General features: G+C 71.7%; 24 protein-coding genes. 15 read left to right on the top strand and 9 right to left on the bottom strand.

The window, feature by feature from the left end; all coding sequences use genetic code 11:
• Positions 1-257 precede the first annotated feature (257 nt).
• Positions 258-953: an endonuclease V gene (locus tag OG514_RS25960; protein ID WP_266898803.1), complete on the bottom strand. Its 696-nt coding sequence runs from the start codon at positions 951-953 to the stop codon at positions 258-260.
• Positions 954-1,102: 149 nt separating this feature from the next.
• Here OG514_RS25960 and OG514_RS25955 point away from each other — a divergent pair, with 149 nt between their 5' ends.
• Positions 1,103-1,399: a YciI family protein gene (locus OG514_RS25955; protein ID WP_266898801.1), complete on the top strand. Its 297-nt coding sequence runs from the start codon at positions 1,103-1,105 to the stop codon at positions 1,397-1,399.
• A gap of 6 nt (positions 1,400-1,405) precedes the next feature.
• Here the strand turns inward: OG514_RS25955 and OG514_RS25950 are convergent, their stop codons facing one another.
• Entirely contained in the window at positions 1,406-2,500 is a 1,095-nt protein-coding gene (locus tag OG514_RS25950) for an oxidoreductase (protein WP_266898799.1), read from the bottom strand.
• A gap of 75 nt (positions 2,501-2,575) precedes the next feature.
• Here OG514_RS25950 and OG514_RS25945 point away from each other — a divergent pair, with 75 nt between their 5' ends.
• The 5 genes from OG514_RS25945 to OG514_RS25925 all read left to right on the top strand — a co-directional run bounded on the left by OG514_RS25945 (position 2,576) and on the right by OG514_RS25925 (position 7,234).
• The gene (locus OG514_RS25945) at positions 2,576-3,040 is read left to right on the top strand and encodes a (4Fe-4S)-binding protein (protein ID WP_266898797.1); all 465 of its coding nucleotides are present in this window, start codon (positions 2,576-2,578) and stop codon (positions 3,038-3,040) included.
• Between the two features lie 173 nt (positions 3,041-3,213).
• Positions 3,214-3,630 carry an SsgA family sporulation/cell division regulator gene (locus OG514_RS25940; RefSeq protein ID WP_266898795.1) on the top strand — a complete coding sequence of 139 codons (417 nt, stop codon included), beginning with the start codon at positions 3,214-3,216 and terminating at the stop codon, positions 3,628-3,630.
• Between the two features lie 289 nt (positions 3,631-3,919).
• Complete coding sequence (locus OG514_RS25935) at positions 3,920-5,563, top strand: ABC-F family ATP-binding cassette domain-containing protein (protein WP_266898793.1); 1,644 nt, start codon at positions 3,920-3,922, stop codon at positions 5,561-5,563.
• 124 nt (positions 5,564-5,687) lie between these two features.
• Positions 5,688-5,966: a hypothetical protein gene (locus OG514_RS25930; RefSeq protein ID WP_323181608.1), complete on the top strand. Its 279-nt coding sequence runs from the start codon at positions 5,688-5,690 to the stop codon at positions 5,964-5,966.
• Between the two features lie 293 nt (positions 5,967-6,259).
• Positions 6,260-7,234: an acyl-ACP desaturase gene (locus tag OG514_RS25925; protein ID WP_266898791.1), complete on the top strand. Its 975-nt coding sequence runs from the start codon at positions 6,260-6,262 to the stop codon at positions 7,232-7,234.
• Positions 7,235-7,362: 128 nt separating this feature from the next.
• Here the strand turns inward: OG514_RS25925 and OG514_RS25920 are convergent, their stop codons facing one another.
• Positions 7,363-7,620: a WhiB family transcriptional regulator gene (locus OG514_RS25920; protein WP_266898789.1), complete on the bottom strand. Its 258-nt coding sequence runs from the start codon at positions 7,618-7,620 to the stop codon at positions 7,363-7,365.
• Between the two features lie 539 nt (positions 7,621-8,159).
• Here OG514_RS25920 and OG514_RS25915 point away from each other — a divergent pair.
• Together OG514_RS25915 and OG514_RS25910 are read left to right on the top strand one after the other, a co-directional pair.
• A complete protein-coding gene (locus tag OG514_RS25915) occupies positions 8,160-8,954 on the top strand; it encodes an IclR family transcriptional regulator (protein WP_266898787.1) in 795 nt (264 codons plus the stop codon).
• A gap of 129 nt (positions 8,955-9,083) precedes the next feature.
• Complete coding sequence (locus tag OG514_RS25910; protein WP_266898785.1) at positions 9,084-9,737, top strand: TetR/AcrR family transcriptional regulator; 654 nt, start codon at positions 9,084-9,086, stop codon at positions 9,735-9,737.
• A gap of 17 nt (positions 9,738-9,754) precedes the next feature.
• Here the strand turns inward: OG514_RS25910 and OG514_RS25905 are convergent, their stop codons facing one another.
• Both OG514_RS25905 and ligD read right to left on the bottom strand, forming a co-directional pair.
• Positions 9,755-10,639 carry an alpha/beta hydrolase gene (locus tag OG514_RS25905; RefSeq protein ID WP_266898783.1) on the bottom strand — a complete coding sequence of 295 codons (885 nt, stop codon included), beginning with the start codon at positions 10,637-10,639 and terminating at the stop codon, positions 9,755-9,757.
• A 218-nt stretch (positions 10,640-10,857) separates the two neighbouring features.
• The gene (gene ligD / locus OG514_RS25900; protein ID WP_266898781.1) at positions 10,858-11,892 is read right to left on the bottom strand and encodes a non-homologous end-joining DNA ligase; all 1,035 of its coding nucleotides are present in this window, start codon (positions 11,890-11,892) and stop codon (positions 10,858-10,860) included.
• A 52-nt stretch (positions 11,893-11,944) separates the two neighbouring features.
• Between ligD and OG514_RS25895 the strand changes: the two genes are divergently transcribed.
• From OG514_RS25895 to OG514_RS25885, 3 genes are all read left to right on the top strand, one after another.
• A complete protein-coding gene (locus OG514_RS25895) occupies positions 11,945-13,003 on the top strand; it encodes an ATP-dependent DNA ligase (RefSeq protein WP_266898779.1) in 1,059 nt (352 codons plus the stop codon).
• 358 nt (positions 13,004-13,361) lie between these two features.
• Complete coding sequence (locus OG514_RS25890; protein WP_189835599.1) at positions 13,362-13,610, top strand: hypothetical protein; 249 nt, start codon at positions 13,362-13,364, stop codon at positions 13,608-13,610.
• A gap of 86 nt (positions 13,611-13,696) precedes the next feature.
• Positions 13,697-15,811, top strand: coding sequence for an MDR family MFS transporter (locus OG514_RS25885; RefSeq protein ID WP_266898777.1), 2,115 nt, complete (start codon positions 13,697-13,699; stop codon positions 15,809-15,811).
• 195 nt (positions 15,812-16,006) lie between these two features.
• On the opposite strand, the gene OG514_RS25880 is transcribed toward OG514_RS25885, so the two are convergent.
• Entirely contained in the window at positions 16,007-16,456 is a 450-nt protein-coding gene (locus OG514_RS25880) for a YchJ family protein (protein WP_266898775.1), read from the bottom strand.
• Between the two features lie 114 nt (positions 16,457-16,570).
• Here OG514_RS25880 and OG514_RS25875 point away from each other — a divergent pair, with 114 nt between their 5' ends.
• Positions 16,571-17,914, top strand: coding sequence for a 6-phospho-beta-glucosidase (locus tag OG514_RS25875; RefSeq protein ID WP_266898773.1), 1,344 nt, complete (start codon positions 16,571-16,573; stop codon positions 17,912-17,914).
• A 69-nt stretch (positions 17,915-17,983) separates the two neighbouring features.
• Positions 17,984-19,870, top strand: a complete 1,887-nt coding sequence (locus tag OG514_RS25870; RefSeq protein ID WP_266898771.1) for a M64 family metallopeptidase — start codon at positions 17,984-17,986, stop codon at positions 19,868-19,870.
• Between the two features lie 55 nt (positions 19,871-19,925).
• On the opposite strand, the gene OG514_RS25865 is transcribed toward OG514_RS25870, so the two are convergent.
• The 3 genes from OG514_RS25865 to OG514_RS25855 all read right to left on the bottom strand — a co-directional run bounded on the left by OG514_RS25865 (position 19,926) and on the right by OG514_RS25855 (position 21,931).
• Positions 19,926-20,744, bottom strand: coding sequence for an SAM-dependent methyltransferase (locus tag OG514_RS25865; RefSeq protein WP_266898769.1), 819 nt, complete (start codon positions 20,742-20,744; stop codon positions 19,926-19,928).
• Positions 20,745-20,818: 74 nt separating this feature from the next.
• A complete protein-coding gene (locus OG514_RS25860; RefSeq protein WP_015037566.1) occupies positions 20,819-21,055 on the bottom strand; it encodes a DUF397 domain-containing protein in 237 nt (78 codons plus the stop codon).
• The gene (locus OG514_RS25855; protein WP_266898757.1) at positions 21,056-21,931 is read right to left on the bottom strand and encodes a helix-turn-helix transcriptional regulator; all 876 of its coding nucleotides are present in this window, start codon (positions 21,929-21,931) and stop codon (positions 21,056-21,058) included.
• Positions 21,932-22,179: 248 nt separating this feature from the next.
• Between OG514_RS25855 and OG514_RS25850 the strand changes: the two genes are divergently transcribed.
• Both OG514_RS25850 and OG514_RS25845 read left to right on the top strand, forming a co-directional pair.
• Positions 22,180-22,632: an ATP-binding protein gene (locus OG514_RS25850; RefSeq protein WP_266898755.1), complete on the top strand. Its 453-nt coding sequence runs from the start codon at positions 22,180-22,182 to the stop codon at positions 22,630-22,632.
• Between the two features lie 5 nt (positions 22,633-22,637).
• The gene (locus OG514_RS25845) at positions 22,638-23,135 is read left to right on the top strand and encodes a hypothetical protein (protein WP_266898753.1); all 498 of its coding nucleotides are present in this window, start codon (positions 22,638-22,640) and stop codon (positions 23,133-23,135) included.
• Positions 23,136-23,144: the final 9 nt, after the last annotated feature.

Genomic DNA, 23,144 nt, shown 5'->3' with positions numbered 1-23,144 from the left:
CCGGGACGACCGAAACGGCCCCGACGAGGATCAAGTTCGGGCCGCGCCCCGTGGAACGCGACGAAACGGAAAGGGGTGTTGTCATGCCGACCACTCTGCCGGGCTTCCGCACGAGCCGGTATCCGTACAGGTACTCAGCTTGCCGTGAGCCGTACGCGAAGGCCGGCACAACCCAAGGGGGCGCGGGCGACCGCGCCCCTCGGTGACGGCCGGGTCGAGGCCGTGCAGCGCCCGGGGCGTCTCGGCCGGCTCGTCGGTCAGGCCTCGTCGAGGGCGGCCTTCAGCGCGCGGCGGCACAGGGAGTCCGCGTGGCGGGTCGTTTCGGGGATGCGGTAGCGCGGGCTGAGGTGGAGGCTGTGGGCGCACGCGCGGGCGAGGGAGACCCGGTGGCCGACGGAGACGAACACCGGCTTCACCCGGGCCTGCGTGCGCAGCGCCCGTCCCACCTCCTCGCCGCCCGCCAGGAGCGGGGCGAAGTCGCCGCGCGCCGGGCCGGGTTGCTCGTACGTGAAGGTGAACGGGTTCTTCGCGACGCCGATCGACGGCCGGCCCGTGAGCACTCCGAGGTGGCTGGCGAGCCCGAAGCGGCGGGGGTGCGCGACGCCGTAGCCGTCGCAGACGAGCAGTCCGGGGTCCGCGGTCAGGCGGTCGAGCGCGGCGAGGACCGTCGGGATCTCCCGGAAGGCGAGCAGCCCGGGGACGTACGGGAAAGAGACCCGGCCGACCGCCGTGGACTCCTCCACCACCTCCAGGGTCCGGGCATCGAGGACGACGGCCGCCGCCGCGACGAGATCGCGCTCGTCGTCATAGGCCACGTCGAGCCCCGTGACGTGCCCTTCGCCGACCGCCGGTCCTTCCTCGTCCCGTACGAGGCGTCCGCGCAGCTCCTGCTGGACTGCCCGGGCGGCGGTCTCGTCGGCGGGCCAGCCCGCCGGAATCTCGATGATCGTCATGATGCGAGTCACCCTATGTTCGACCGCCGAGCGGCTCCCAGCCCCGTGTCACGGAAAGCGTGAAGCGCGCGGGACAGCGCGCTCCGAACGGCGTCCGGGGGCTGGGACGGACCGCCGGGGTCCGGGCCTCGCCCGGTAGCCTGGCGATCATGTTCGTACTGGAATTGACCTACACCGCGCCCGTCGAGCGGGTGGACGCGCTGTTCGACGCGCACATCGAGTGGCTCGACGCGCAGTACGCCGCTGGGGTGTTCGTCGCCTCGGGGCGGAAGAACCCGCGTGACGGCGGAGTGATCCTCGCCGCCGGGGTCGACCGCGCGGAGATCGAGAAGATCGCGGCGGCCGACCCGTTCAGCGTCGAGGGCGTGTGTGCGTACCGGATCACGGAGTTCTACGCGACCAAGACGGCCGAGGGGCTCGCCGCGTTCCGGGAGCAGCTCCCCTAGGGCCGGCTACCGGCCGAGCCGGGCGATCCTGCCCTTCTCGCCCGAGGCCCAGCAGGAGCCGTCGGGCGTGCAGTCCACCGTGTCGTACGAGCCGGTGTCGATCGTGCGCCAGGTGCGGCCGCCGTCCGTGGTGAGGTCCGTGCCCGTCGGGCCGACGGCGAGCGCCGCGTGCCTGCTGTGCGGGAGCCAGGCGACGCCGGAGCGGTAGGCGGGCGGTGGCGTGGCCGAGGCGCGCCAGCTGCGGCCCCCGTCGCCGGTGACCGCGCCGGCCTGCGGGGACGGCTGGTCCTTGCGGTAGTCGCCGCCGACGGCGATGCCGTGCGCGCGGTCGCGGAAGGCGAGGCCGAAGACGCCCCTGGCCGGGTCCCCGGCCGGGATCGGGGAGACGGTGGCGGTCCAGGTCAGCCCCCGGTCGGTGGAGTGGAGCACGCGCGCGGTGGCCCCGCCGCCCGTCGCCAGCCACACGTCGCGCGGACCGGCCGACACCAGGCACTGGCCGCTCGCCGCGAAGCCCGCCTCGCCGGGGAGCGCGTCCGGCATCCCGGCGTTCGGCAGGACCTGCCAGGAGCGGCCGCCGTCGCGGGTGGAGAGGATGCGGTACTTCCCGTCGACGGGGTCGCTCATCGCGAGTCCGTGCCGGCGGTCGAAGAACGTCATGCAGTCGTAGAAGGCGCGCGGATCGGTGTTGCGGAAGGACTCGGTCCAGGTGGCGCCGCCGTCCTCGGTGCGCAGCACGCGCGAGGCCTCGCCCTCGCCGATGGCGAGGACGACGGCCCGGCGGGTGTCGAAGGCCTCCACGTCGCGGAACTCCAGCTCGGCCGCGCCGGGCGGTGAGACGTTTCGCCAGCTCCGGCCGCCGTCGGTGGTCCGCAGCACCGTGCCCTTGGAGCCGGCGGCCCAGGCGGTCCGGCGGTCGACGGGGGCGAGCCCCCGGAAGCGGGCGTCGGCACCGGTCGGTGTCAGCTGCCAGCCCGCCGCGTTCGTCTCGGTCGCTGCCGCGGGGGTCTCCCCGGCTCGCGCAGGGGCAGCCAGGGTCAGCGCAAGCGCCGCCCCGATCAGCCCCACCGACATCATTCGTCTCGTCTTCCCCATGGACGTCATGGCGCCGGAAGCTAGTACCCCCGACCGCTCCCCGTCCAGGGTGCGTCCCCCGCCGGGCGTTCCTAGGCTGGTGTCATGACCGACCGCACGAGCGAGCGCGGGCCCGACGAGAAGCCGAAGCTCAAGGAGTACGAGGGCGAGGGCATCACCGTCACTTTCGAGCCGCGCCGGTGTCTGCACGCGGCCGAGTGCGTGCACGGGCTGCCCGAGGTCTTCGACCTCTCTCGGCGTCCGTGGGTGCAGCCCGACGCCGCCGAGGCCGGTCTGGTGGCGGAGGTCGTCCGCCGTTGCCCTTCGGGTGCGCTCCAGTACCACCCGGCGGACGGCTCCGTCGAACACCCGGACTCCCCCACGTCCGTGCGCCGTACGCCTTCCGGCCAGCTCGTGATGCGCGGGGACCTGCTCGTGACCGGCGCGCACGGCGACCGGCACGAGACCCGGGTGATGCTCTGCGGCTGCGGAGCCTCGGAAAACCAGCCGTACTGCGACCACTCGGGCCCCTGCGCCGAACCGGACGACGACATCCCCGACCAGCGCTGACCTGCGCTGACCTGCGCCGATCTGCTCAGCGTGCCGCCGGGGGCCGGCGGTGACGCAGGTCACGTACATCCGGAGTGCACGTTCCGCCCGCTCCGCTCGTCTTGTCAGGTGTCAGGTGCCCTGGTGTCGGGGAGACGCACAGGATCCGAAGCCCGCGTGAAAGGAGCCGGTCCTTGTCCGCCGTCATCGAGCAGGCCGTCCAGGCCCGTCTGGTCGCATCCGCTCCTCGGATGGAGACCGTCCCCGCCACCCTGCGATACGACCGCGAGGACCCGTACGCCGTGAGCATGGCCTTCCCGCCCCCGGCGACCCTGGAAGGCGTCGAGGTCTCCTGGGCCTTCGCCCGCGAGCTGCTCGTCCAGGGCGTCGAGCGCCCGGCCGGGGTGGGGGACGTACGCCTCCGTCCGTACGGGTACGACCGCACGGTGGTCGAGTTCCACGCCCCGGAGGGGGTGGCCATGGTCCATGTCCGGACCTCGGAGCTGCGCCTTTTCCTGGAGCGCTCGCAGCACCTGGTGCCGGCGGGGCGCGAACACCAGTACCTGGACTGGGACCAGAACCTGGCGGAGCTGCTGCGCGAGCGCCCGTAGCTTCCGTTCCCGGGGGCGCCCCACGGGCCACCTCACGGGTCACCCCGTAAATCGTTTGCCGCCCTTCCGCGCTCCGGCGTACCGTTGCTCTCGTCTTGGTCGTCGTCTGATCGGAGAAGGACGTTGCTCGTCTGAGGTTGCGAGACACCGTGCCGCGCGTGCCCCCTGTGCCGCGTGTGCCGTTCTCGACCTCGGCGTACGAGCCGTTCTTACGACAGACAGCCCGCGCCCCGGTGTCTCCACGCGTCGCATCACGTCACGCCTGCGCTCACGCATCCGGGAGGCCCCTATGGCGCATCACCCCACTTTCATCACCTGCACCTCTCTCTCCTTCTCCTGGCCCGACGGCACCGAGGTCCTCGACGACTTCCGGCTCGCGGTCGGCCCCGGCCGCACCGGGCTCGTCGGGCTCAACGGCTCCGGCAAGTCCACGCTCCTGAAGCTCCTCGCGGGCGAACTGACCCCGGCCTCCGGCACGGTCCGGGTCACCGGCGAGCTCGGCTACCTGCCCCAGAACCTGGTTCTGGACACGTCCCGGCGGGTGGACGAGATCCTCGGCATCGCGGCGAAGCGGGCCGCCCTGCACGCCATCGAGGCGGGCGACCCGGCGGAGGAGCACTTCACCGCCCTCGCCGACGACTGGGACGTGGAGGAGCGGGCCCGCGCCGCCCTCGACCAGCTCGGGCTCGGTGCCGTCGGCCTCGACCGGACCGTCGGCGAGGTCTCGGGCGGCGAGTCCGTCCTGCTGCGGCTCGCCGCGCTGCTGCTCGCCCGCCCCGACGTCCTGCTGCTCGACGAGCCGACCAACAATCTGGACCGGCACGCCCGCGCGCGGCTGTACGAGGCGGTGGAGAACTGGTCCGGCGTCCTGGTCGTGGTCAGCCACGACCGTGAACTCCTGGAGCTCGTCGACCAGATCGCCGATCTACGGGACGGCTCCGTCGCCTGGTACGGCGGCGCCTGGTCCGATTACGAGGCCGCGCTCGCCGCCGAACAGGACGCGGCGGAGCGGATGGTGCGGGTCGCCGAGGCCGACGTTCAGCGACAGAAGCGGGAACTCTCCGAATCCCAGATGAAGTTGGCCCGCCGGAAGCGCTACGCGCAGAAGAGCTTCGAGAACAAGGTCGTCCCGAAGATCGTGGCGAACAACCGCAAGAGCGAGGCCCAGGTCTCGGCCGGCAAGCACCGGGCGCTGCACACGGAGCGGCTTTCGGAGGCGCGGGAACGGCTCGACGCGGCCGTGGAGGCGGTGCGGGACGACGACGAGATCCGGGTCGAGCTGCCGCGCACCTCGGTGCCGCCGGGACGCGAGGTGCTGTTCCTGCGGGAGCTGGAGCTGCGGTACGGGGCCCGGGTGGCGGGTGAGTTCGAGCTGCGAGGTCCGGAGCGGATCGCGCTGGTCGGCAGGAACGGCGCCGGGAAGACGACGCTGCTGCGGACGATCGCCGGGGACCTCGAACCGCTGTCGGGCGAGGCGGACGCGCGGGTGCCGCTCCGCTTCCTGCCGCAGCGGCTCGATGTCCTCGACGACGGGTTGAGCGTGGTGGAGAACGTGGCCCGGTTCGCGCCCACGGCGACGGGGAACGCGATCAGGGCGCGGCTTGCACGGTTCCTGTTCCGGGGCGCGAGGGCGGATCAGCCCGTCGGCACCCTGTCGGGCGGAGAGCGGTTCCGGGCGACGCTCGCGGCGCTACTCCTCGCGGAGCCGGCTCCACAACTGCTGATGCTGGACGAGCCGACGAACAACCTGGACATGGCGTCGGTACGGAAGCTGACGGCGGCCCTCGACGCGTACGAAGGGGCGCTGATCGTGGCGAGCCACGACGTGACGTTCCTGGAGTCGCTGGGGATCACCCGCTGGCTGCTGCTCGACGGTGAGCTGCGGCCGACGACGGTGGAGGAGGTGCGGGGGACGGCGTCGAGTCCTCGGTAGGGTCGCGGCCTCGGCAGGCCGCGTCCTCGGCGGGACGGACCGAGCGCCGTCTCTAGCGGGAACGGACGAGTCACGTACGTTCGTCCGCACCGTCGCCCAGGAACTGTGAAGGACCCCCCACACGATGAACCCCAGGACCGCCGCCACCGGCGCCGCCGCGACCACCACCGCCGCCGGCCCCGTCGCCACCCGGCCCGCCGTCGCCACCGCCGCCGTCGAGATCGACTGGGACGAGGCCTTCTGCAGCGAGGGCGCCAACTGCTTCCGGTTCGGCCTCGACGACACGGGCCGGGCGTATATCGGCTCGACCCTGACCCCGGGCGCGTACGTCAGCGACTCGGTGGAGGCGCTCCGGGCGCTGATCTGCGCGGTGAAGGCCGGCGCCGCCGACCACCTGCTCTGACCGGACGGCCGTCCGCTGCTCCGGCACCGGACAGCCATCCGCTTCGGGCCGCCGGCCGACTGCACCGCGCGGCCGGGCATCTGCTCTCCGTAGTTTTTCTCATGACCGATACCGGGTACCCGGGACGTGACCTGCATCTCCGGCGCCCCACCCGAGCAGCGCACATAACGGAACGTAACCGGACATCGCCGGGACGGGCTTGGCCGACGCCTTACGGAGCCTTAACCTACGGTCTCGTAACCTACGAATCCGTAGGTATGCCCGTATGCCCTTCTCCGTCCCCAGGAGTCCCCGTGACGCTCACCTCTCCCCACCTCGGCAGCTCGACAGGGTGGACCGACGCGCGGCTGCTCTACGCGCTGGAAGAGGTCGTGGAGAAGGAGCTCAACCGGCACCTCAAGGTCACCAAGGACTGGATGCCGCACGAGTACGTGCCCTGGTCCGACGGCCGCAACTTCCCCGGCTTCTTCGAGGACGGCGAAGCCTGGGACCCGGCGCAGTCCAAGGTGACCGACATCGGCAAGATCGCCCTCGTGGTCAACCTGCTCACCGAGGACAACCTCCCGAGCTACCACCACGAGATCGCCAGCCTCTTCGGCCGCGACGGCGCCTGGGGCACCTGGGTGCACCGCTGGACCGCCGAGGAGGGCCGCCACGGCATCGTGATGCGCGACTACCTGCTCGCCTCGCGCGCCGTCGACCCGGACAAGCTGGAGCAGTTCCGGATGTCGCACATGAGCGAGGGCTTCGAGTCCGACAACCGGCACTCGATGCTGCACTCCGTGGCGTACGTCGCCTTCCAGGAGCTCGCCACCCGCATCTCGCACCGCAACACCGGCCACCAGTCCGGTGACCCGGTCTGCGACCGGATGCTGGCCCGTATCGCCACCGACGAGAACCTGCACATGGTCTTCTACCGCAACCTGCTGGGCGCGGCCTTCGAGATGGCCCCCGACCTGACCATGCAGGCCGTGCGGGACGTCGTGGTCAACTTCCGGATGCCCGGACACGGCATGCCCGGCTTCGAGCGGGCGGCGGCGCAGATGGCGATCGGCGAGATCTACAACATGCGCATCCACCACGACGACGTCCTCCAGCCGGTCCTCCGCTTCCTCAAGGTCCTCCAGATCGAGGGCCTCGGGCCGGAAGGGCTGCAGGCCCAGGAGGAGCTGGGCCTGTACATGAACGGCCTGGACTCCGAGGCGAGCAAGTTCGACGAGAAGCTCGCCGCCCGCAAGGCCCGGATGGCCGCGCGCGCCGCCGGCTGAGCTACCGGTTCGACACCCGCTCCGAACACGACCGACGACACGGGCGCGGCAGGCTGATCAGCCTGCCGCGCCCGTGTCGCTCCGCACCCGGACCCCTCGTACCCCCGCGCCGAGGCGTCCGCTGTCGCTCAGCCCTGTCGGCGCTTGAGCCGGAACCGCTCCTTCTCCGAGAGCCCGCCCCACACCCCGAAGCGCTCGTCGTGCTTCAGCGCGTACTCCAGGCAGGCCACCCGCCCCTCACAGGCCCCGCAGAGCTGCTTCGCCTCGCGGGTCGAGGAGCCGGGCGCCGGAAAGAAGAACTCCGGGCCGGCCTGGGCGCACAGCGCGTTCTCCTGCCAGGTCATGTCGGGCTCCGGTGCGGTCAGTACGATCGTGTCGGTCTGCATGCGGTACACGCTGCCGGAGGGCCGTAAACGCGCCATCAACGTTCGATCAATGCGACGTTCGCCGCCGTTTGCAAAGCGGCTCGCCGAAAGCCTCTGCCGCGCCGCCGGACATCGGGCGTTGCCTGGGCCTGCCCGTACACCGACTTCCCGCTCCTGGAGATCCACCCCGGCCGGCCCGTGCGGGCGCGCGCCAACTCCGTGCGGGGCGCAGAGGCGGTGGCCGTCCACGGGGACCGGGTCGCCTTCTTCGGCGGGTACGGCGAGGACGCGGACCGGCTCGCCCGCGGCGAACTCACCCAGACCACCGTCGAACCCGGCGGGGTCCGTCCGCCTCACTCGCCCCGACGGCAACCCCCTGGGGCGCCGCCGGACCGTCGGGCACGGGAGCAGTATCCACGTCCAGGAGAGACGGTGGGCGTGCGCCACCCGGTACGTCGTGCGTGGCGCATGAACGGCGTGTTTCCTACCTCGCCCGACCCATGATTCGGCTCCCGCCATGTGGCAGCGTGGGAGCCCGATCACCCACGGGGAGCGAACCTATGACGACCGAGGCCGGCATCGTCCGACCCCCGGCGGGCGCCCAGGCGGTCCGCCGTGCACTGGACGTACTGCACTGTTTCCACGACAACGGGCCCGACCTGAGCGCCTCCGACCTCGCGCGGCGGCTCGGGCTCTCCACGTCCACCGCGCACCGGCTCGCCCGGACCCTGCTCGGCGCGGGTTTCCTGGAGCAGGACGTCCGGACCGCCCGCTACCGGCTGGGCCCGGCGATGACGGAGCTGGGACGGCTCTCGTACCACCAGCGGGGGCTCCACCTGGCCGCGCCCGAGCTGGCCGATCTGACCGAACGGACGGGCGCAACCGCAGACTTGGCCTTGCGCAGCGGTCCGCACGTGGTGATCGTGGCGGGCGGCTCGGTGACCCCCAAGGTGGGGCTGCGCCGGCCGCTGCACTCGACGGCGCTCGGAAAGGTGCTGCTCGCCTGGCCCCGGGCGGGCGAGGCCGGCCCCCGCTCGCTTCCGCCGCTGTACGCCCTCACCGAGCGGACCCTTGTCGAACCTCCCGCTCTCGCCGTCGAGTTGGCACGGGTACGGGAGGCGGGGTACGCCATCGACGACGGGGAGTCCGCCCACGGGGTGCGGACCCTGGCCGTGCCGGTCCTGGAGCGGGCGGGGCACGCGCGCTTCGCTCTCGCGGTCCGTGCGACCCCGCACCTGATCACGGACGCGCGGCTCGACTGGTACCTGGCGCAGGCCCGGTCCTGCGCCCGCGCCCTGGAGGTCCTGCTGCTCGCTCCGGCGGAACGACGCGACCCCGGCGAGCGGACCGGGTAGCTCGCGGGCGGGTGGCGGACGGCCTACGCGGGGCGGGGCAGGGCGGCGGCCGGACCGAGGGGGTGGCGGGGCGGCGGGGGCGGCGGGCGGAAAGTTCCCGCACGGTCGTGCGTTCAGTAAGATGGGGCCATGAGCGGCAGCGGGACCAAGACGGACGGACGCGTCGAGCGCGGGAACCAGACCCGACGGCTCGTGCTCGGCCGGACCATGGACATCGCCTCCGTCGAGGGGCTCGAAGGCCTCTCCCTGGGGCGGATCGCCACCGAGCTACAGCTCAGCAAGAGCGGCGTCTTCGCCCTCTTCGGCTCCAAGGAGGAGCTGCAGCTCGCCACGGTCAGGGCCGCCGTCGCCGTCTTCACCGACCAGGTCCTCACCCCCCTGAAGGACGTGCCGCCGGGCGCCCGGCGCGTGCGCGAGCTGTGCCGGAAGTGGCTCGTGTACTCCTCGGGCCGGGTCTTCGCGGGCGGCTGCTTCTTCCACGCGGTCACGGCCGAGTTCGACGCCCGTACGGGTCCGGTCCACGACGCCGTCGCGCAGACCCGCATCGACTGGACCACTTACATGGAACGGTCCCTGACGGAGGCTCAGACCGTCGGGGATTTCACCGGGGACCTGGATGTGGAGCAGCTGGCCTTCGAGGTGATCGCCCTCATGGAGGCGGCCAACGCGCAGTCCGTCCTGCTGGGCGACACCAGGGCGTACGACCGTGCCGAGCGGGGCATCGCCTCCCGGCTGCGCGCCTCGGCCACGGACCGGGGCCGGGAAGGCCTCGACGCCGAGTAGCACCCCTCCCCGCCCCCTCAGCCCGCGACCACCCGGCGCTCCGACGGTTCGCCCGCAGGCGCCGTCACGAACTCCACCGCCTCCGCCACGACGGCCGGGTCGCGCAGGATGCGGCGGTGGCCGAGCCCCCGGGTTTCGACGAGCCTGGCCCGGTCGCCATGGGCTCGCGCGAGCCGCCGCGACTGGACGGGCGGCACCATGTCGTCGCTCTCGTCGTGGAACAGCAGGACGGGCGCGCCGAGTTCACCGGCGGCACGGTCCGCGTCGAAGCGGTCCCAGATGCCGGGCTCATCGGGCGCGATCCGCCGCTCCACGTGACCGCGCATGCACCGGACGATCCGATCGTCCACGCCGAGCCCGTCCTGGAAGCCCCTGACCAGCAGGTCGAAGGAGCCGACGCCGCCGAGCCCGACGAAGCGGGCCGTGCGGACGCCGTCCCGGAGGGCGAAGAGGGAGGCGAGGACGCCGAAGGAATGGGCGACGACGGCGTCGAAGTCGCCGTGCCGGGCGTGCAACTCCCGGATGATCTCCCGGTATTCGACGATGTTGCCGGCCCGCCCCGGGGAATCGCCATGGCCGGGCGCGTCGAAGGCGACGGGGCTGTAGCCGCGGGCGAGCAACGCTTCCGCGAAGGCGGTGAGCCGCGAGGCGCGCGAGGACCAGCCGTGGACGAGCAGGACGGGCCGGCGGCCGTCACCCCAGGCGTACGTGACGACGCCCTTGCCCCGGATCTGGAGGCGCCCGGTCCGGGCGGCGGCGAAGAGCGCCTGCTCCTCGGGCTTCACCCTCGCTCGGCCGAGCGGGCGGACGAAGAGCTGGAAGGCCCAGCGGCCGGCCGCTCCGGGGGCGACCCGGGCGGTGGCGTTCAGGGCGGTGCGGATGAGCGGAGCCATCGGGTACATGCCGGGTTCTCCTCGGTCGTCCTCGGTCCACGTCTTGGATCCACGTCTTGGATCCATAAAAATGCTAGCACGATCGTTCGTGTTGTTTTAGGCTCGAAAAGGAGGCGGGCCGGCGCCCACCCGGAAGCACCGGCCCGCCTCTGACCCGCCAGCCCGACCCGCCACTCCGACCCGTCACTCCGACCGGCCGATCCGACCGGCCGATCCGATCCGTCCCGTCAATCCGCCTCGTCCGCCGGCTCCTTCTTCGCCCGGCTCGGCTGCACCCTCTTCGGCTCGCCCGGCATCTTCGGATACTCCGGCGGATAGGGCAGGTCCCCGAGGCCGTGGTCCGCCTCGTCCCGCCTGGCCAGTTCGAGCAGGGGCTCCAGGCTGAACCGCTCCTCGTCCATGCCGGCGTGGACGTCGCCCAGTTCGGCGTACCGGACCGGCATCGTCCTGATGTCGAAGTCCAGCGGAACGGCGTCGTCGATCTCGTCCCACCGCAGTGGCGCCGACACGGGGGCGTGCGGTCGCGGACGTACGGAGTAGGCGGAGGCGATCGTGCGGTCCCGGGCGGTCTGGTTGTAGTCGACGAAGATCCGCTCGCCGCGCTCCTCCTTCCACCACTTGATGGTGACCTGATCCGGCATCCGCCGCTCCAGCTCCCGGCCGCAGGCGATGGCCGCACGTCTGACCTGCGTAAACGTCCAGTTGGGCAGGATCGGCACGAAGACGTGGAGTCCTCGTCCGCCGGAGGTCTTCGGCCAGCCGCGCAGCCCGTGCTCGTCGAGGACCGCATGCAGTTCATGGGCGGCGCGGACGGCATCCGAGTAGTCGGTGCCGGGCTGTGGGTCGAGGTCGATGCGGAGTTCGTCGGGGTGGTCGGTGTCCTCCCGCCGTACCGGCCAGGGATGGAAGGTGACGGCGCCGAGGTTTGCGGCCCAGAGCACGGCCGCGGGTTCGGTGGGGCACATCTCGTCGGCCGACCGGCCGCTGGGGAAGGTGATGTGGGCGGTCGGGATCCAGTCGGGCAGGTACTTCGGGGCGCGCTTCTGGAAGAACGACTCGCCGGTCACCCCGTCGGGGTAACGCTCCAGGGTGGTGGGGCGGTCGCGCAGGGCGCGCGTGATGCCGTCGCCCACGGCCAGGTAGTAGCTGACCATGTCGAGCTTGGTGTAGCCGGGTTCGGGGAAGTACACCTTGTCCGGATTGGACACGCGTACGGTCCGGTCGCCGACTTCCAGTTCCACCGCTGCCGCCTTGCCTGCCATGCCGGTCAGCCTAGGGCTCGCCGACAAGTCCCGCATACCTGACAATCACCTCATGGATCTTCCGGTGATGCCGCCCGTGAAACCGATGCTCGCCAAGTCGGTCAAGCGGATCCCGCCCGGGATGCAGTACGAGGCGAAGTGGGACGGCTTCCGCGCGATCGTGCACCGCGACGGGCCGGAGCTCGTCATCGGCAGCCGCACCGGCAAGCCCCTCACCCGCTACTTCCCCGAGCTGGTCGAGGCGCTCGCCACCCGGCTGCCGGAGCGCTGCGTGGTCGACGGCGAGATCGTCATCGAGCACGGCGGCCACCTCGACTTCGACCGGCTCAGCGAGCGGATCCATCCGGCCGACTCCCGGGTCCGCATGCTGGCGGAGACGACCCCGGCGCTGTTCGTGGCCTTCGACCTGCTGGCGCTCGGCGACACCTCACTGCTCGACACCCCGCTGAGCGAGCGCCGGGAGGCCCTGGAGCGGATGCTCGACGGCGTCGACGCGCCGCTCCATCTGGCCCCGGCGACCCGGGACGCCGAGCTGGCCGCCCGCTGGTTCGAGCAGTACGAGGGGGCGGGCCTCGACGGGGTGATCGCCAAGCCGCTCGACCTGCCGTACCGGCCGGACGCCCGCCTCATGTACAAGATCAAGCACGAGCGGACGGCCGACGTCGTGGTGGCCGGCTACCGCTTCCACAAGAGCGGCCCGGTGGTCGGCTCGCTGCTCCTCGGCCTGCACGACGACAAGGGCGCCCTCCAGCACGTCGGGGTGTGCGCGGCCTTCACCGCGCAGCGGCGGGCCGAGCTGATCGAGGAGCTGGAGCCGCTGCGGATGGACCCTCCGGACGGGCACCCGTGGGCGGCCTGGGCGGAGGAGGCCGCGCACGCGGGTGCGCGGCTGCCGGGTGCGCCGAGCCGCTGGTCGGGGAAGAAGGACCTGTCGTGGGTGGCGCTGCGGCCCGAGCGGGTCTGCGAGGTGGGGTACGACCACATGGAGGGCGACCGCTTCCGGCACACGGCGCAGTTCAAACGGTGGCGCCCGGACCGGGCTCCGGAGTCCTGCGGATACGAGCAGCTGGACGAGCCCGTCTCGTACGACCTGTCCGAGATCCTGACGTAGCGTCCGGACCGCGTCCGGAGGACGCCGATCCGCCGAGTGAGATGCTTCACATTCGACGAGCGCCCCGTCGGCCCCAACACCCCTTCATCGAGCATGCGTTCGTCGTACGTACGGACGATACGCAGGGACGGTGAACAATCCCGCGGCGACCGCCCGGGCCCGTACCTGCGAGAACGCCCCCGGCAGCATCCGGCGACCGTACCCGCTCGCCCGCCCGGATACCCGCGCGCGCCTCCGGAGCGCCGTCGCGTCGTTGCCCCACCGCGACATCGCCGTGCCGGAACCCGTACGGCGATCCGGTACGTATGGAGAGCAGACCCTTCCGTACGCTTCCCGGACCCACTAGGACTGACCCGTGATCACCTCGCCCTCGCGCCTCGTACCCGTCCCGATCCCCGACCGTGTCGCCGCGCTGATCGGCTCCTGCCTGCCGCTGCACGTCCTCCAGGCCGAGGTCGACGCGGACTGCGCGGCGCGCGAGGTGTACCGCTTCCGGGGACCCCTGTGCGCGGAGGACCGGGCGGACCGTGAGCACGCCCTCGCCGCGCTCGCACGTGCCAACAAGATCCTCGCCAAGCACCACCCGAAGCTGCCGGTCACACCCTGACGGTCCGGCCGGACCACGCCTCACCGGTCCGCCCGTTCGGCCGTCCCCCGCATGCACCTGGTCGGGGCCGATGTGACGCTGCGAGAGTGACCACGACCAGCGACGCAGCGCCCGCGCCCCCGGCCGCCACCGAGCCACCCGTGCTCGACAGCCGCCGCCGCAACATCGTCTTCGGCACGATCATGCTGGGTGTCCTCCTCGCCGCCCTCGACCAGACGATCGTCGGCACCGCCCTGCCCACGATCGTCTCGGATCTCGGGGGCGCCGCCCACATGTCGTGGGTGGTCACCGCGTACCTGCTCGCCGAGACGGTCGCGACCGTCCTCGTCGGCAAGTTCGGCGACCTGTTCGGCCGCAAGGTGATCTTCCAGATCTCGGCGATCGTCTTCATCACCGGCTCGTTCCTCTGCGGACTCGCCACGAACATGACGCTGCTGATCGTCTGGCGCGGCCTCCAGGGCATCGGCGCGGGCGGCCTCATGGTCACCTCGATGGCGCTCATCGCCGATGTGATCCCGCTGCGCGAACGCGGCAAGTACCAGGGCGCGATCGGGGCGGTGTTCGGTGTCTCCACCGTCATCGGCCCCCTGCTCGGCGGTCTGTTCACCGACCATCTCAGCTGGCGCTGGGCCTTCTACGTCAATGTGCCCATCGCGATCCTGGTCGTCATCGCCGCCGCCCGCACGATCCCCTCCGTACGGTCGGCGAGCAAGCCGATCATCGACTACGCCGGCATCGCGCTGGTCGCCGCCGGAGCCAGCGCCCTGATCCTGGCGACCAGTTGGGGCGGCAACGAGTACGCCTGGACCTCCGGGGTCATCATCGGCCTCTTCGCCGGCGGTCTCATCGCGCTCGCCCTGTTCTGCTGGGTGGAGACCCGTGCGGACGAACCCATGTTGCCCATGCGGCTGTTCGGCAATCCGGTCTTCACCGTCTGCTCCGTGCTGAGCTTCGTCGTCGGCTTCGCCATGCTCGGCGCGATGACCTTCCTGCCGACGTACCTCCAGTACGTCGACGGGGACTCGGCGACCGTCTCCGGCATCCGCACCCTGCCCATGGTCGTCGGCCTGCTCATCGCGTCCATCTTCAGCGGCAACGTGGTCAGCAAGACGGGGCACTACCGGATCTTCCCGATCGTCGGCTGTCTGGTGATGGGGCTCGGGCTCTATCTGCTGTCGCTGATGGAGCCGGGCACCAGCACCTGGCTGGCGTCGCTGTACATGTTCGTGCTCGGCGTCGGCATCGGCCTGTGCATGCAGGTCCTCACCATCGCCGTGCAGAACACCGTCGACTACGCCGACCTCGGCACCGCCACCTCCGGCGTCACCTTCTTCCGTACCCTCGGCAGCTCCTTCGGCACCGCCGTCTTCGGCACGATCTACGTCAACGCCCTCACCCCCAACCTCGCGGCGGGGGTCGGCGAGGCCACGGCCGTCGCCGAGAGCCTCGGCGTGGATCCGTCGGGACTCGCGCAGGCCGCGCAGAGCCCGGCCGGAGTGCACGGCCTGCCGGACCAGGTGGCGGAACCGATCGTCAACGCCTACGCGGACACCCTCCACACCGTCTTCCTCTGGACGGTGCCGGTCGCCGCCGTCGGCTTCGTCGTCGCGCTCTTCCTCAAGCAGGTGACCCTCCGCGACTCGGCGCGCGCCGCCGCCCCCGACATGGGCGAGGGCTTCGCCTCCCCCACCTCGTCGGGCGACTCCGCCCAGCACCTGGAACTGGCCGTGGGCAGGATCATGCGCCGGATCGACCTCACCACCGCACGGCGGATCCTCGATACCTCCGACACACGGCTCGACACGGCCGGGGCGTGGGCGGTGATGCAGGTCGAGCTCTACACGCGGACGGTCGGCCACGCGAGCCTGGGACTGATCTCGGCGGGGCGGCGGGTCCCGCCCGAAGTGCTGCTGCCGGTCTTCGACCGGATGGTCGACGAGGGCTTCCTGACCCGTGACGGCCATCTGCTCTCCCACACCCAGGCGGGCAAGCGCGAGGCGGACGTGATCACGCACGCGTGGGGCGACTGGCTCTCGGACCGCGTCGAGCAGGAGAGCGGTCGGCCCAGCGGCCCCGAACTGCGGGTGGCGACGGACGCCATCGCCAAGAAGGTCGTCGCCGAGGACCTGGCGAACGGCCTCCCCGACCGGTCGCTCGACGGCGACGGCGGTCGCGCCCTGAGCAGGACCACCGGCGTCTGACCCGGGACCGCGGGGGGCCTCGGGCCCCGTCCCGCCGGCTGCCGGTCTACCGGCTCCCGGCCAGGTCCTGTCCGGGCGATCACGTGCGCAGCCAGCGGCCTGCGCCGGTTCCGGACAGCAGGGAGATCACAGGGGGGACGTATGCACAGCGGGGGAAACCCTGTCGGGTGGGCGCTGCAACACGACGGACAAGTCCTAGACGGTGACGTCGCCGTCCACGTACACCCACGCGCCCTCGTCGCGGGCGAAGCGGCTCCGTTCGTGCATCGCGCCGGGCTCGCCGCCGTGGACGTAGCGCGCGGTGAAGGTGACGGTGCCGTGCTGGTGGAACGCGGTGCCGACGGTGGCCGACTCGATCTCCAGGCCGGTCCAGCGCATCCCCGGGTCGAAGTCGACCTCGGCGGGCCGTGTCTCCGGCGCCCAGGTGCGCAGCAGATACGCCTCATCACGGACGACGAAGGCGCAGTAACGGGAGCGCATGAGCAGCTCTGCGGTGGGCGCCGTGCCGCCCGTACCCGTGTGGAACCGGCCGCAGCACGCGCCGTACGGGGCGTCGAGGCCGCACGGGCAGGGAGATTCCGCCGTCACGGCGGACGCGGACGGGCGAGGGGCGGACGTGCGCGGGCGGGTCTTGCGTCGGGACATGCCGCCATTGTCCCCCACCGGGTGGGCGGCGTCGGCGCCCGGCATGTGGACGGCCGCGTGGACGCCGGGGCGGAATCCCGCTGCTCAGAGGGTGCGTCCGAGTAGCGTACGAGCATGAAACTGACGATTCTCGGAGGCGGCGGGTTCCGGGTGCCGCTGGTGTACGGCGCTCTCCTCGGCGATCACGCCGAGGGGCGGGTCACCCATGTCACCCTGTACGACCTCGACGAGGGACGGCTCTCGGCCATCGCCAGGGTCCTCGCGGAGCAAGGCGAGGGCGTGCGGGACGCACCCGGCGTCACGGCGACGACGGACCTGGACGAGGCGCTGCGCGGGGCCGACTTCGTGTTCTCCGCGATCCGGGTCGGGGGTCTGGAGGGCAGGGCCGCCGACGAGCGGATCGCGCTCGCCGAGGGCGTGCTCGGCCAGGAGACGGTGGGCGCGGGCGGTATCGCGTACGGGCTGCGGACCGTTCCCGTCGCCGTGCACATCGCGCGCAGGATCGCCGAACTCGCCCCGGACGCCTGGGTCATCAACTTCACCAACCCGGCGGGCCTGGTCACGGAGGCGATGTCCCGGATCCTCGGCGACCGGGTCGTCGGCATCTGCGACTCCCCCGTGGGCCTGGGCCGCCGGGTCGCCCGCATCCTGGGCGCCGACCCGGACGAGGCCTGGATCGACTACGTGGGCCTCAACCACCTGGGCTGGCTGCGGGGGTTGAGGATCGCCGGCCGGGACGAGCTGCCGCGGCTGCTCGCCGACGAGGAGGCGCTCGGCTCCTTCGAGGAGGGTCGGCTGTTCGGCCCGGAGTGGCTGCGCTCGCTGGGCGCGATCCCCAACGAGTATCTGCACTACTACTACTTCAACCGGGAGGCCGTGCACGCCTACCGGACCGCGGAGCGGACGCGCGGCGCCTATCTCCGTGACCAACAGGCCGGCTTCTACGAGGAGATGGGGAAGCCCGACACCGGCGCCCTCGACGCCTGGCACCGTACGCTCGCCGACCGTGAGGCCACCTACATGGCGGCCAACCGGGAGGCCGCCGGGATCGGGGAGCGCGACGAGGAGGACCTGGAGTCGGGCGGCTACGAGAAGGTGGCGCTCGCCCTCATGCGGGCGGTCGCGCGCAATGAGCGGGCCACCCTGATCCTCAACGTCCGCAACGGCACGACGCTGGCCGCGCTCGACGCGGACGCGGTGATCGAGGTGCCCTGCTTCGTCGACGCGAACGGCGCCCATCCCGTGTCGGTGTCCCCGCTGCCGTACCACGCGGTCGGCCTGGTGACCGCGGTGAAGGCGGTGGAGCGGGAGGTCCTCGCGGCGGCGGAGAGCGGCTCGCGGGCGACCGCCGTCAAGGCCTTCGCCCTCCATCCGCTGGTCGACTCGGTGACGGTGGCCCGCCGGCTGGTGGAGGGCTACACGGCGGAGCACGCGGGCCTGGCGTATCTGCGGCACTGAATCGACACCCGCTTGTACGGCTGACGAACATCTTTACGGGACCGGGGGCGCGGCCTAGGCTCGCGCCCCATGACCTCACAGAACAAGGGAGTTCGGCGAGAGGTGGCCCGTCTCGTCGCGGTCTGCCTGCTGGCCGTCGGCCTGGTGGGAACCATACCGGCGGCGGCGGAGACACCCGCGAACGGTGACGGTCCGGCCGTCGTCCCCGTCCAGACCACAGGGCCGGCGGACCGGCGGTTCAACCTGGTGTTCATGGGCGACGGCTACACCGCGGCGGAGATGCCCGCGTTCCGCGCGGACCTGGAACGACATCTGTACACCCTGTGGAGCATCGAGCCCTTCGCCTCGTACCGCTCGTACATCAACGTCTGGGCGGTGGAGGCCCCTTCGGCCGAGTCGGGCGTGGACTGCGATCCCGGCCTCGACGCCCCCGTCCGCGACACCGCGCTCGACATGGGGTTCTGGGGCGGCTGCAACCCGGGCAGTGTCCAGCGGCTGCTGACCGTCGACAGCCGCAAGGCCGGCGCGCTCGCCGATCTCGTCCCCGGCACGAGCCGCGCCAACCGGCAGATCGTCGCCCTCGCGCACAGCTCCACCTACGGTGGCGCGGGCGGCAGTTACGCCACCGCGTCCGGCGGCAACGCGCTCTCGTCGCTCATCACCCCGCACGAGATAGGTCACTCGCTCGGCGGCCTCCAGGACGAGTACGACTACTACGGGCGAGGGGTGCCGGGCGGGGCGTACTCCGGCCCCGAGCCCTCTTCCACCCATCACACGCTCCTGACGGAGCGCCAGATGCTGGAGCAGCGGGCCAAGTGGTGGCGCTGGCTCGGCGAGGAGAGCGAGTCGGGCGGCGTCATCGGCCGCTTCGAGGGCGGCATGTACAGCACCAAGGGTGTCTGGCGACCGAGCCGCCACTCCCTGATGAAGACCCTCGGCTACGCCTTCGACCAGGTGGAGCGCGAGGTGATGGTCCAGGCCATCTCCGCCAAGGTGAACCTGATCCAGGACCACACTCCGGCCACCGCACCGATCGGGGCGGACCGGACGGTGTGGGTGGACACCCTGCACCCGGTCGGCGGCGCGCTCGCCGTGACCTGGCGGCTTGACGGACGGACCCTGCCCACGCGCGGCGCTCGCACGGTCGACCTGCGGACACTGCGACTCACCCCCGGCGCGCACACGCTCACGGCGACGGTCACCGACCCGACACCCTTCGTCCGCGACCCGGCGGTCCGCGCCTCGGAGGCGCTCACCCGGACCGTCGGCTGGACGATCGACCCGTCGCTCACCACCATGCGCGACGGAACCGGTGCCGCGTTCACCGGCCACACGCCCACCGGCTCACCCGTCGGTGCCCGGTCGGTCGTCCACGCGGACACCACCCACGCGGTGGACCGAACCCCTGCCGTGCGCTGGCACCTTGACGGCCGGCCCGTCGCGACCGGTCCCAACGACCGTGATGTGGACCTGCGTTCGTTCCGTCTCACTCCTGGCACCCACACCCTGACGGCCCGTCTCGCGGGCACGGGCGAGACGTTGAGCTGGACCGTGGACGCCCGCGCGGCCTCGGCGTCGTACGAGCTGTCGGATCCGCTGCGTACGGTACGGCGCCCGGGGCGCCCCGTGGAGTACGTCTACGACGGCCCGTTCACGATGCGGCTGACCGCGCGGGACGATCAGGAGGGCGCGGTGGTGAGCCAGTTCCGGGTCGACGGCGACGGCTGGTACACGTACTACGGCTGGCCGACGGACGCGGACGCGCCGTTCCGCTTCACACCGGGCGGCACGGTGATCGACGACCTCGTGTACGGGAAGCTCGGCCGGAGCCGCGCGGTGCCGTGGGACGACGCGACCCCCGACTACGGCACGCACACGATCGAGTACCGCACGATCGACGCGGCCGGCAACGTCGGCCCGGCGCGGAGCTTCCGGGTGACGCTGGTGGAGCCGTAGAACGAAGGGAGGCCCGCCGACGACATGTCGGCGGGCCTCCTTCGCGCTGTTCCCGTCAGAGCTTGCGGGCCACCGCGGCCCATCCCGGGATGGGCTCGTCGCCCGGCACCGGGACCGGCTCACCCAGCTCCGGGTGCCACTCGGCGGTGAGGGAGACGCCGGGCTCGACGAACTCCATGCCGTCGAAGAACGCGGCCAGCTCGTCCCGCGAGCGGGGCCGCAGGGTCAGCCCGCGCGCCTTGTACATCGCGACCGCCTCCGCCGCGCCCTCGGGGTTGAAGTCCCCGGTGACATGGGAGAGGACCAGGTAACTGCCCGGCGCCAACTGGTCCACGAGCTTGCGGACCAGCTCGTACGCGCCGTCCTCGTCCCCCACGAAGTGCAGCAGGGCGAGCATCGACAGTGCGATGGGCTGATCGAAATCAAGGACCTTTCCGGCCCTTTCAAGGATGATCTCGGGTTCGCGGGCGTCCGCCTGGATGTACTCGGTGGCCCCTTCCGGGGTCGAGCGCAGCAGGGCGGCCGCGTGCGCGAGCACGATCGGGTCGTTGTCGCAGTAGACGATCCGGGAGTCCCGCGCGGCCCCCTGCGCGATCTGGTGCAGGTTGGGCTCGGTCGGGATGCCCGTACCGACGTCCAGGTACTGGCGGACGCCGTGGGCGCTGAGCCAGCGGATGGCGCGGTGCATGAAGGCCCGGTTGACGCGGGCCATGTCCCGGCCCCGGGCGTCGACGGTGAGCAGCTGGCGCGCCATCGCCTCGTCGACCGGGTAATTGTCCTTGCCGCCCAGGAACCAGTCGTACATGCGTGCCGGATGCGGCGTGCTGGTGTCGATGCGTATCTCACTCCGCGGGGATGCGGGGTCCTGGGTCATCGGCTCTCCTGGTCGGGATGAACGAGTGGCGCTACAGCAAGAGTTACGCGACGGTAGGGGCGTGACGGAAGGGGTCAGGTGAGCAGAAAGTCAGCCTGACCGGATTTGGCCCCCTGGATGAAAGCTGCGATCTCCCCGTGGGTGTAGATGAGCGCGGGTCCTTCAGGGTCTGCGGACTGTCGCACGGCGACTCTGCCGTCGGCCAGCTTCATGGCCTCCACGCAGTTGCCCCCGTTCCCGCCGCTCCAGGGCTTGTGCCAACCCTCGGCACCGAGCTCAGCGGCGGGCATGCCGTTGTATATGCGATCCATTCACAGCTCCTTGCGGAGATCCCGAAGGATCTCCTTCGTGCGTTGTGCAGTCGCGGCCTGAGCCGCCATGCGGTCCATGACCTCCAGGTGGGATGCCACCTCGGGGCGCGCGTCGAGATAGACGGCGCCGGTCAGGTACTCGCTGTAGACCATGTCCGGCAGTTCGGGCATGGCGAAGCGGAAGAGGACGAACGGTCCGTAGGTGCCGGGGTGGTGGCCGGACGCGAACTCCGCGATCTGCAGGGTGACGTTCGGCAGCTCCGACGCTTCGAGCAGCCGGTCGAGCTGGTCGCGCATCACTTCGGGCCCGGCGCCGACCGGTCGGCGGAACACCGTCTCGTCCATGATCACCCAGAACTTCGGGGCGTCTTCCCTGGTCAGCAGGGACTGGCGCTCCATCCGTAGGGCTACATGCCGCTCGGTGTCCTCGTCCTTGGCGGCATCGCTGCCGCCGCCGACCGCCCCGCTGCGCAGAATGGCGCGGGCGTAGTCCTCGGTCTGGAGCAGACCGGGGACGAACTGGGGCTCGTAGGCCCGGATGAGACCGGCCGCCCCCTCCAGGCTGACGTACATGGAGAACCAGCCGGGCAGCACGTCGTGGAACCGCTGCCACCAGCCGGGGAGGTTGGCCTCCTCCGCGAGGGCGATGAACCCCTCGGCCTCGGAGTCCGTGATCCCGTACTCCCTCAACAGGAGCTGCACGTACGGAATCTTCAGTGCGACCTCGGCGGTCTCCATCCGCCGGACGGTGGCCGGGGCCACCCGGAGGATCTTCGCGGCCTCTTCCCTCTTCAGGCCGGCTCGCTCCCGCAGATCCTGCAGGCGCCTACCGAGAACGACCTGTCCCACCGTGGGGGCGGACCGCGGCTCGCTCACTCTCAGACCTCCCCGACGCACTGTTTCGACGAGTGTGCCACGAAGCCGGGCCAGAGAGAACACGGCACTCTGCAATTTCCAGAGTGCCACTTGCCAAGTGTCCGACTCAGGAGGACAGTGTTCCGGTGAACCAGTACACGCTGCCGCCGTGCGCCCACCAGGCCACGGCGACAGCGCCGTACGGCAGTCCTGCCCACTGTTGTGAGGAACCGGTCGTGGCTTCTGGTAACGCGCAGCCTTCAGGTCTCATGAGTCCCCGAGTCATGGCCCCGCGCCCACAGCCCCAGACCGATACCGATGGCGTCCGCCGCTTCGCCTACGAGCTCCCCGCCCTCACCTCGTCGGTCGCACGCGCCCGCCGGCTCGCGGAGGAACGGCTCATTCTCTGGGGCTGCGGCCCCGACATCCGCGACACGGTGGCCCTGGTCGTCTCCGAACTCGTCACCAACGCCGTGGTGCACACCGCCAGCGACCGCTTCATCTGCGAGATCCGCGAGGGCGAGGACATCCTGCGGATAGCCGTGCGCGACGAGGGCGGCCCGGCGGACCCCCGGATACGCGACTGCGGCGAGGACGAACGCGGCCGCGGACTCCTCATCGTCGACGCGCTGTGCACCGCCTGGGGCGCCGACCGCACCGGACACGGCACCGCCCAGGTCGTCTGGGCCGAGCTGGCCCACGGCACGGGGGAAACATGCTGAGGTCCATGGCCACCCGCATGATCCCGCTGCTCCCCGGGGCCCGCAGGTCCCTCCTCACCGGCCGCGTGCCGGAACCCCGCCGCTCGCCCGAGCCCCGCACCGACGCCCGAGGCGCCTCCGGCATCGCCCACCCCCGTGAGCTGGGCGCCACCCGCCTCGCCGTGCCCGTCGGACTCCACACCGGCCTCGGCTGTGACGCCGTCGGCGTCCCCGCCCGCTTCGGCTTCAAGATCCTCTCCCGCCTCCCCGCCAAGGGCTGTGTCTACGCCGACTCCGACTGGTGGTGGTGGCTGGTCCCGGCGGGCTCCGACCACGACGTGACCTGGCCGCTGCCCGCCTGCTACGCGCGTGGCGCCGAGATCCCGGACCGCCTGCCCCGCCTCATCCACCACCCCGACGGCACCTCCCCCTACACGCCGCCCATCCCCCTCTACCTGCTGGTCTGCCAGCTGACGGGGATCGCGCCGTCCTGGGCCGCGCCTCCGGTGCGCAGCGCGCTCTGACGTGAGGCC

Source organism: Streptomyces sp. NBC_00572 (assembly GCF_026341815.1).
In the GTDB taxonomy this organism is placed as follows: domain Bacteria; phylum Actinomycetota; class Actinomycetes; order Streptomycetales; family Streptomycetaceae; genus Streptomyces.
Note: the sequence above shows the minus strand (reverse complement) of the source record. Positions and strands in the feature narration are given on the sequence as shown.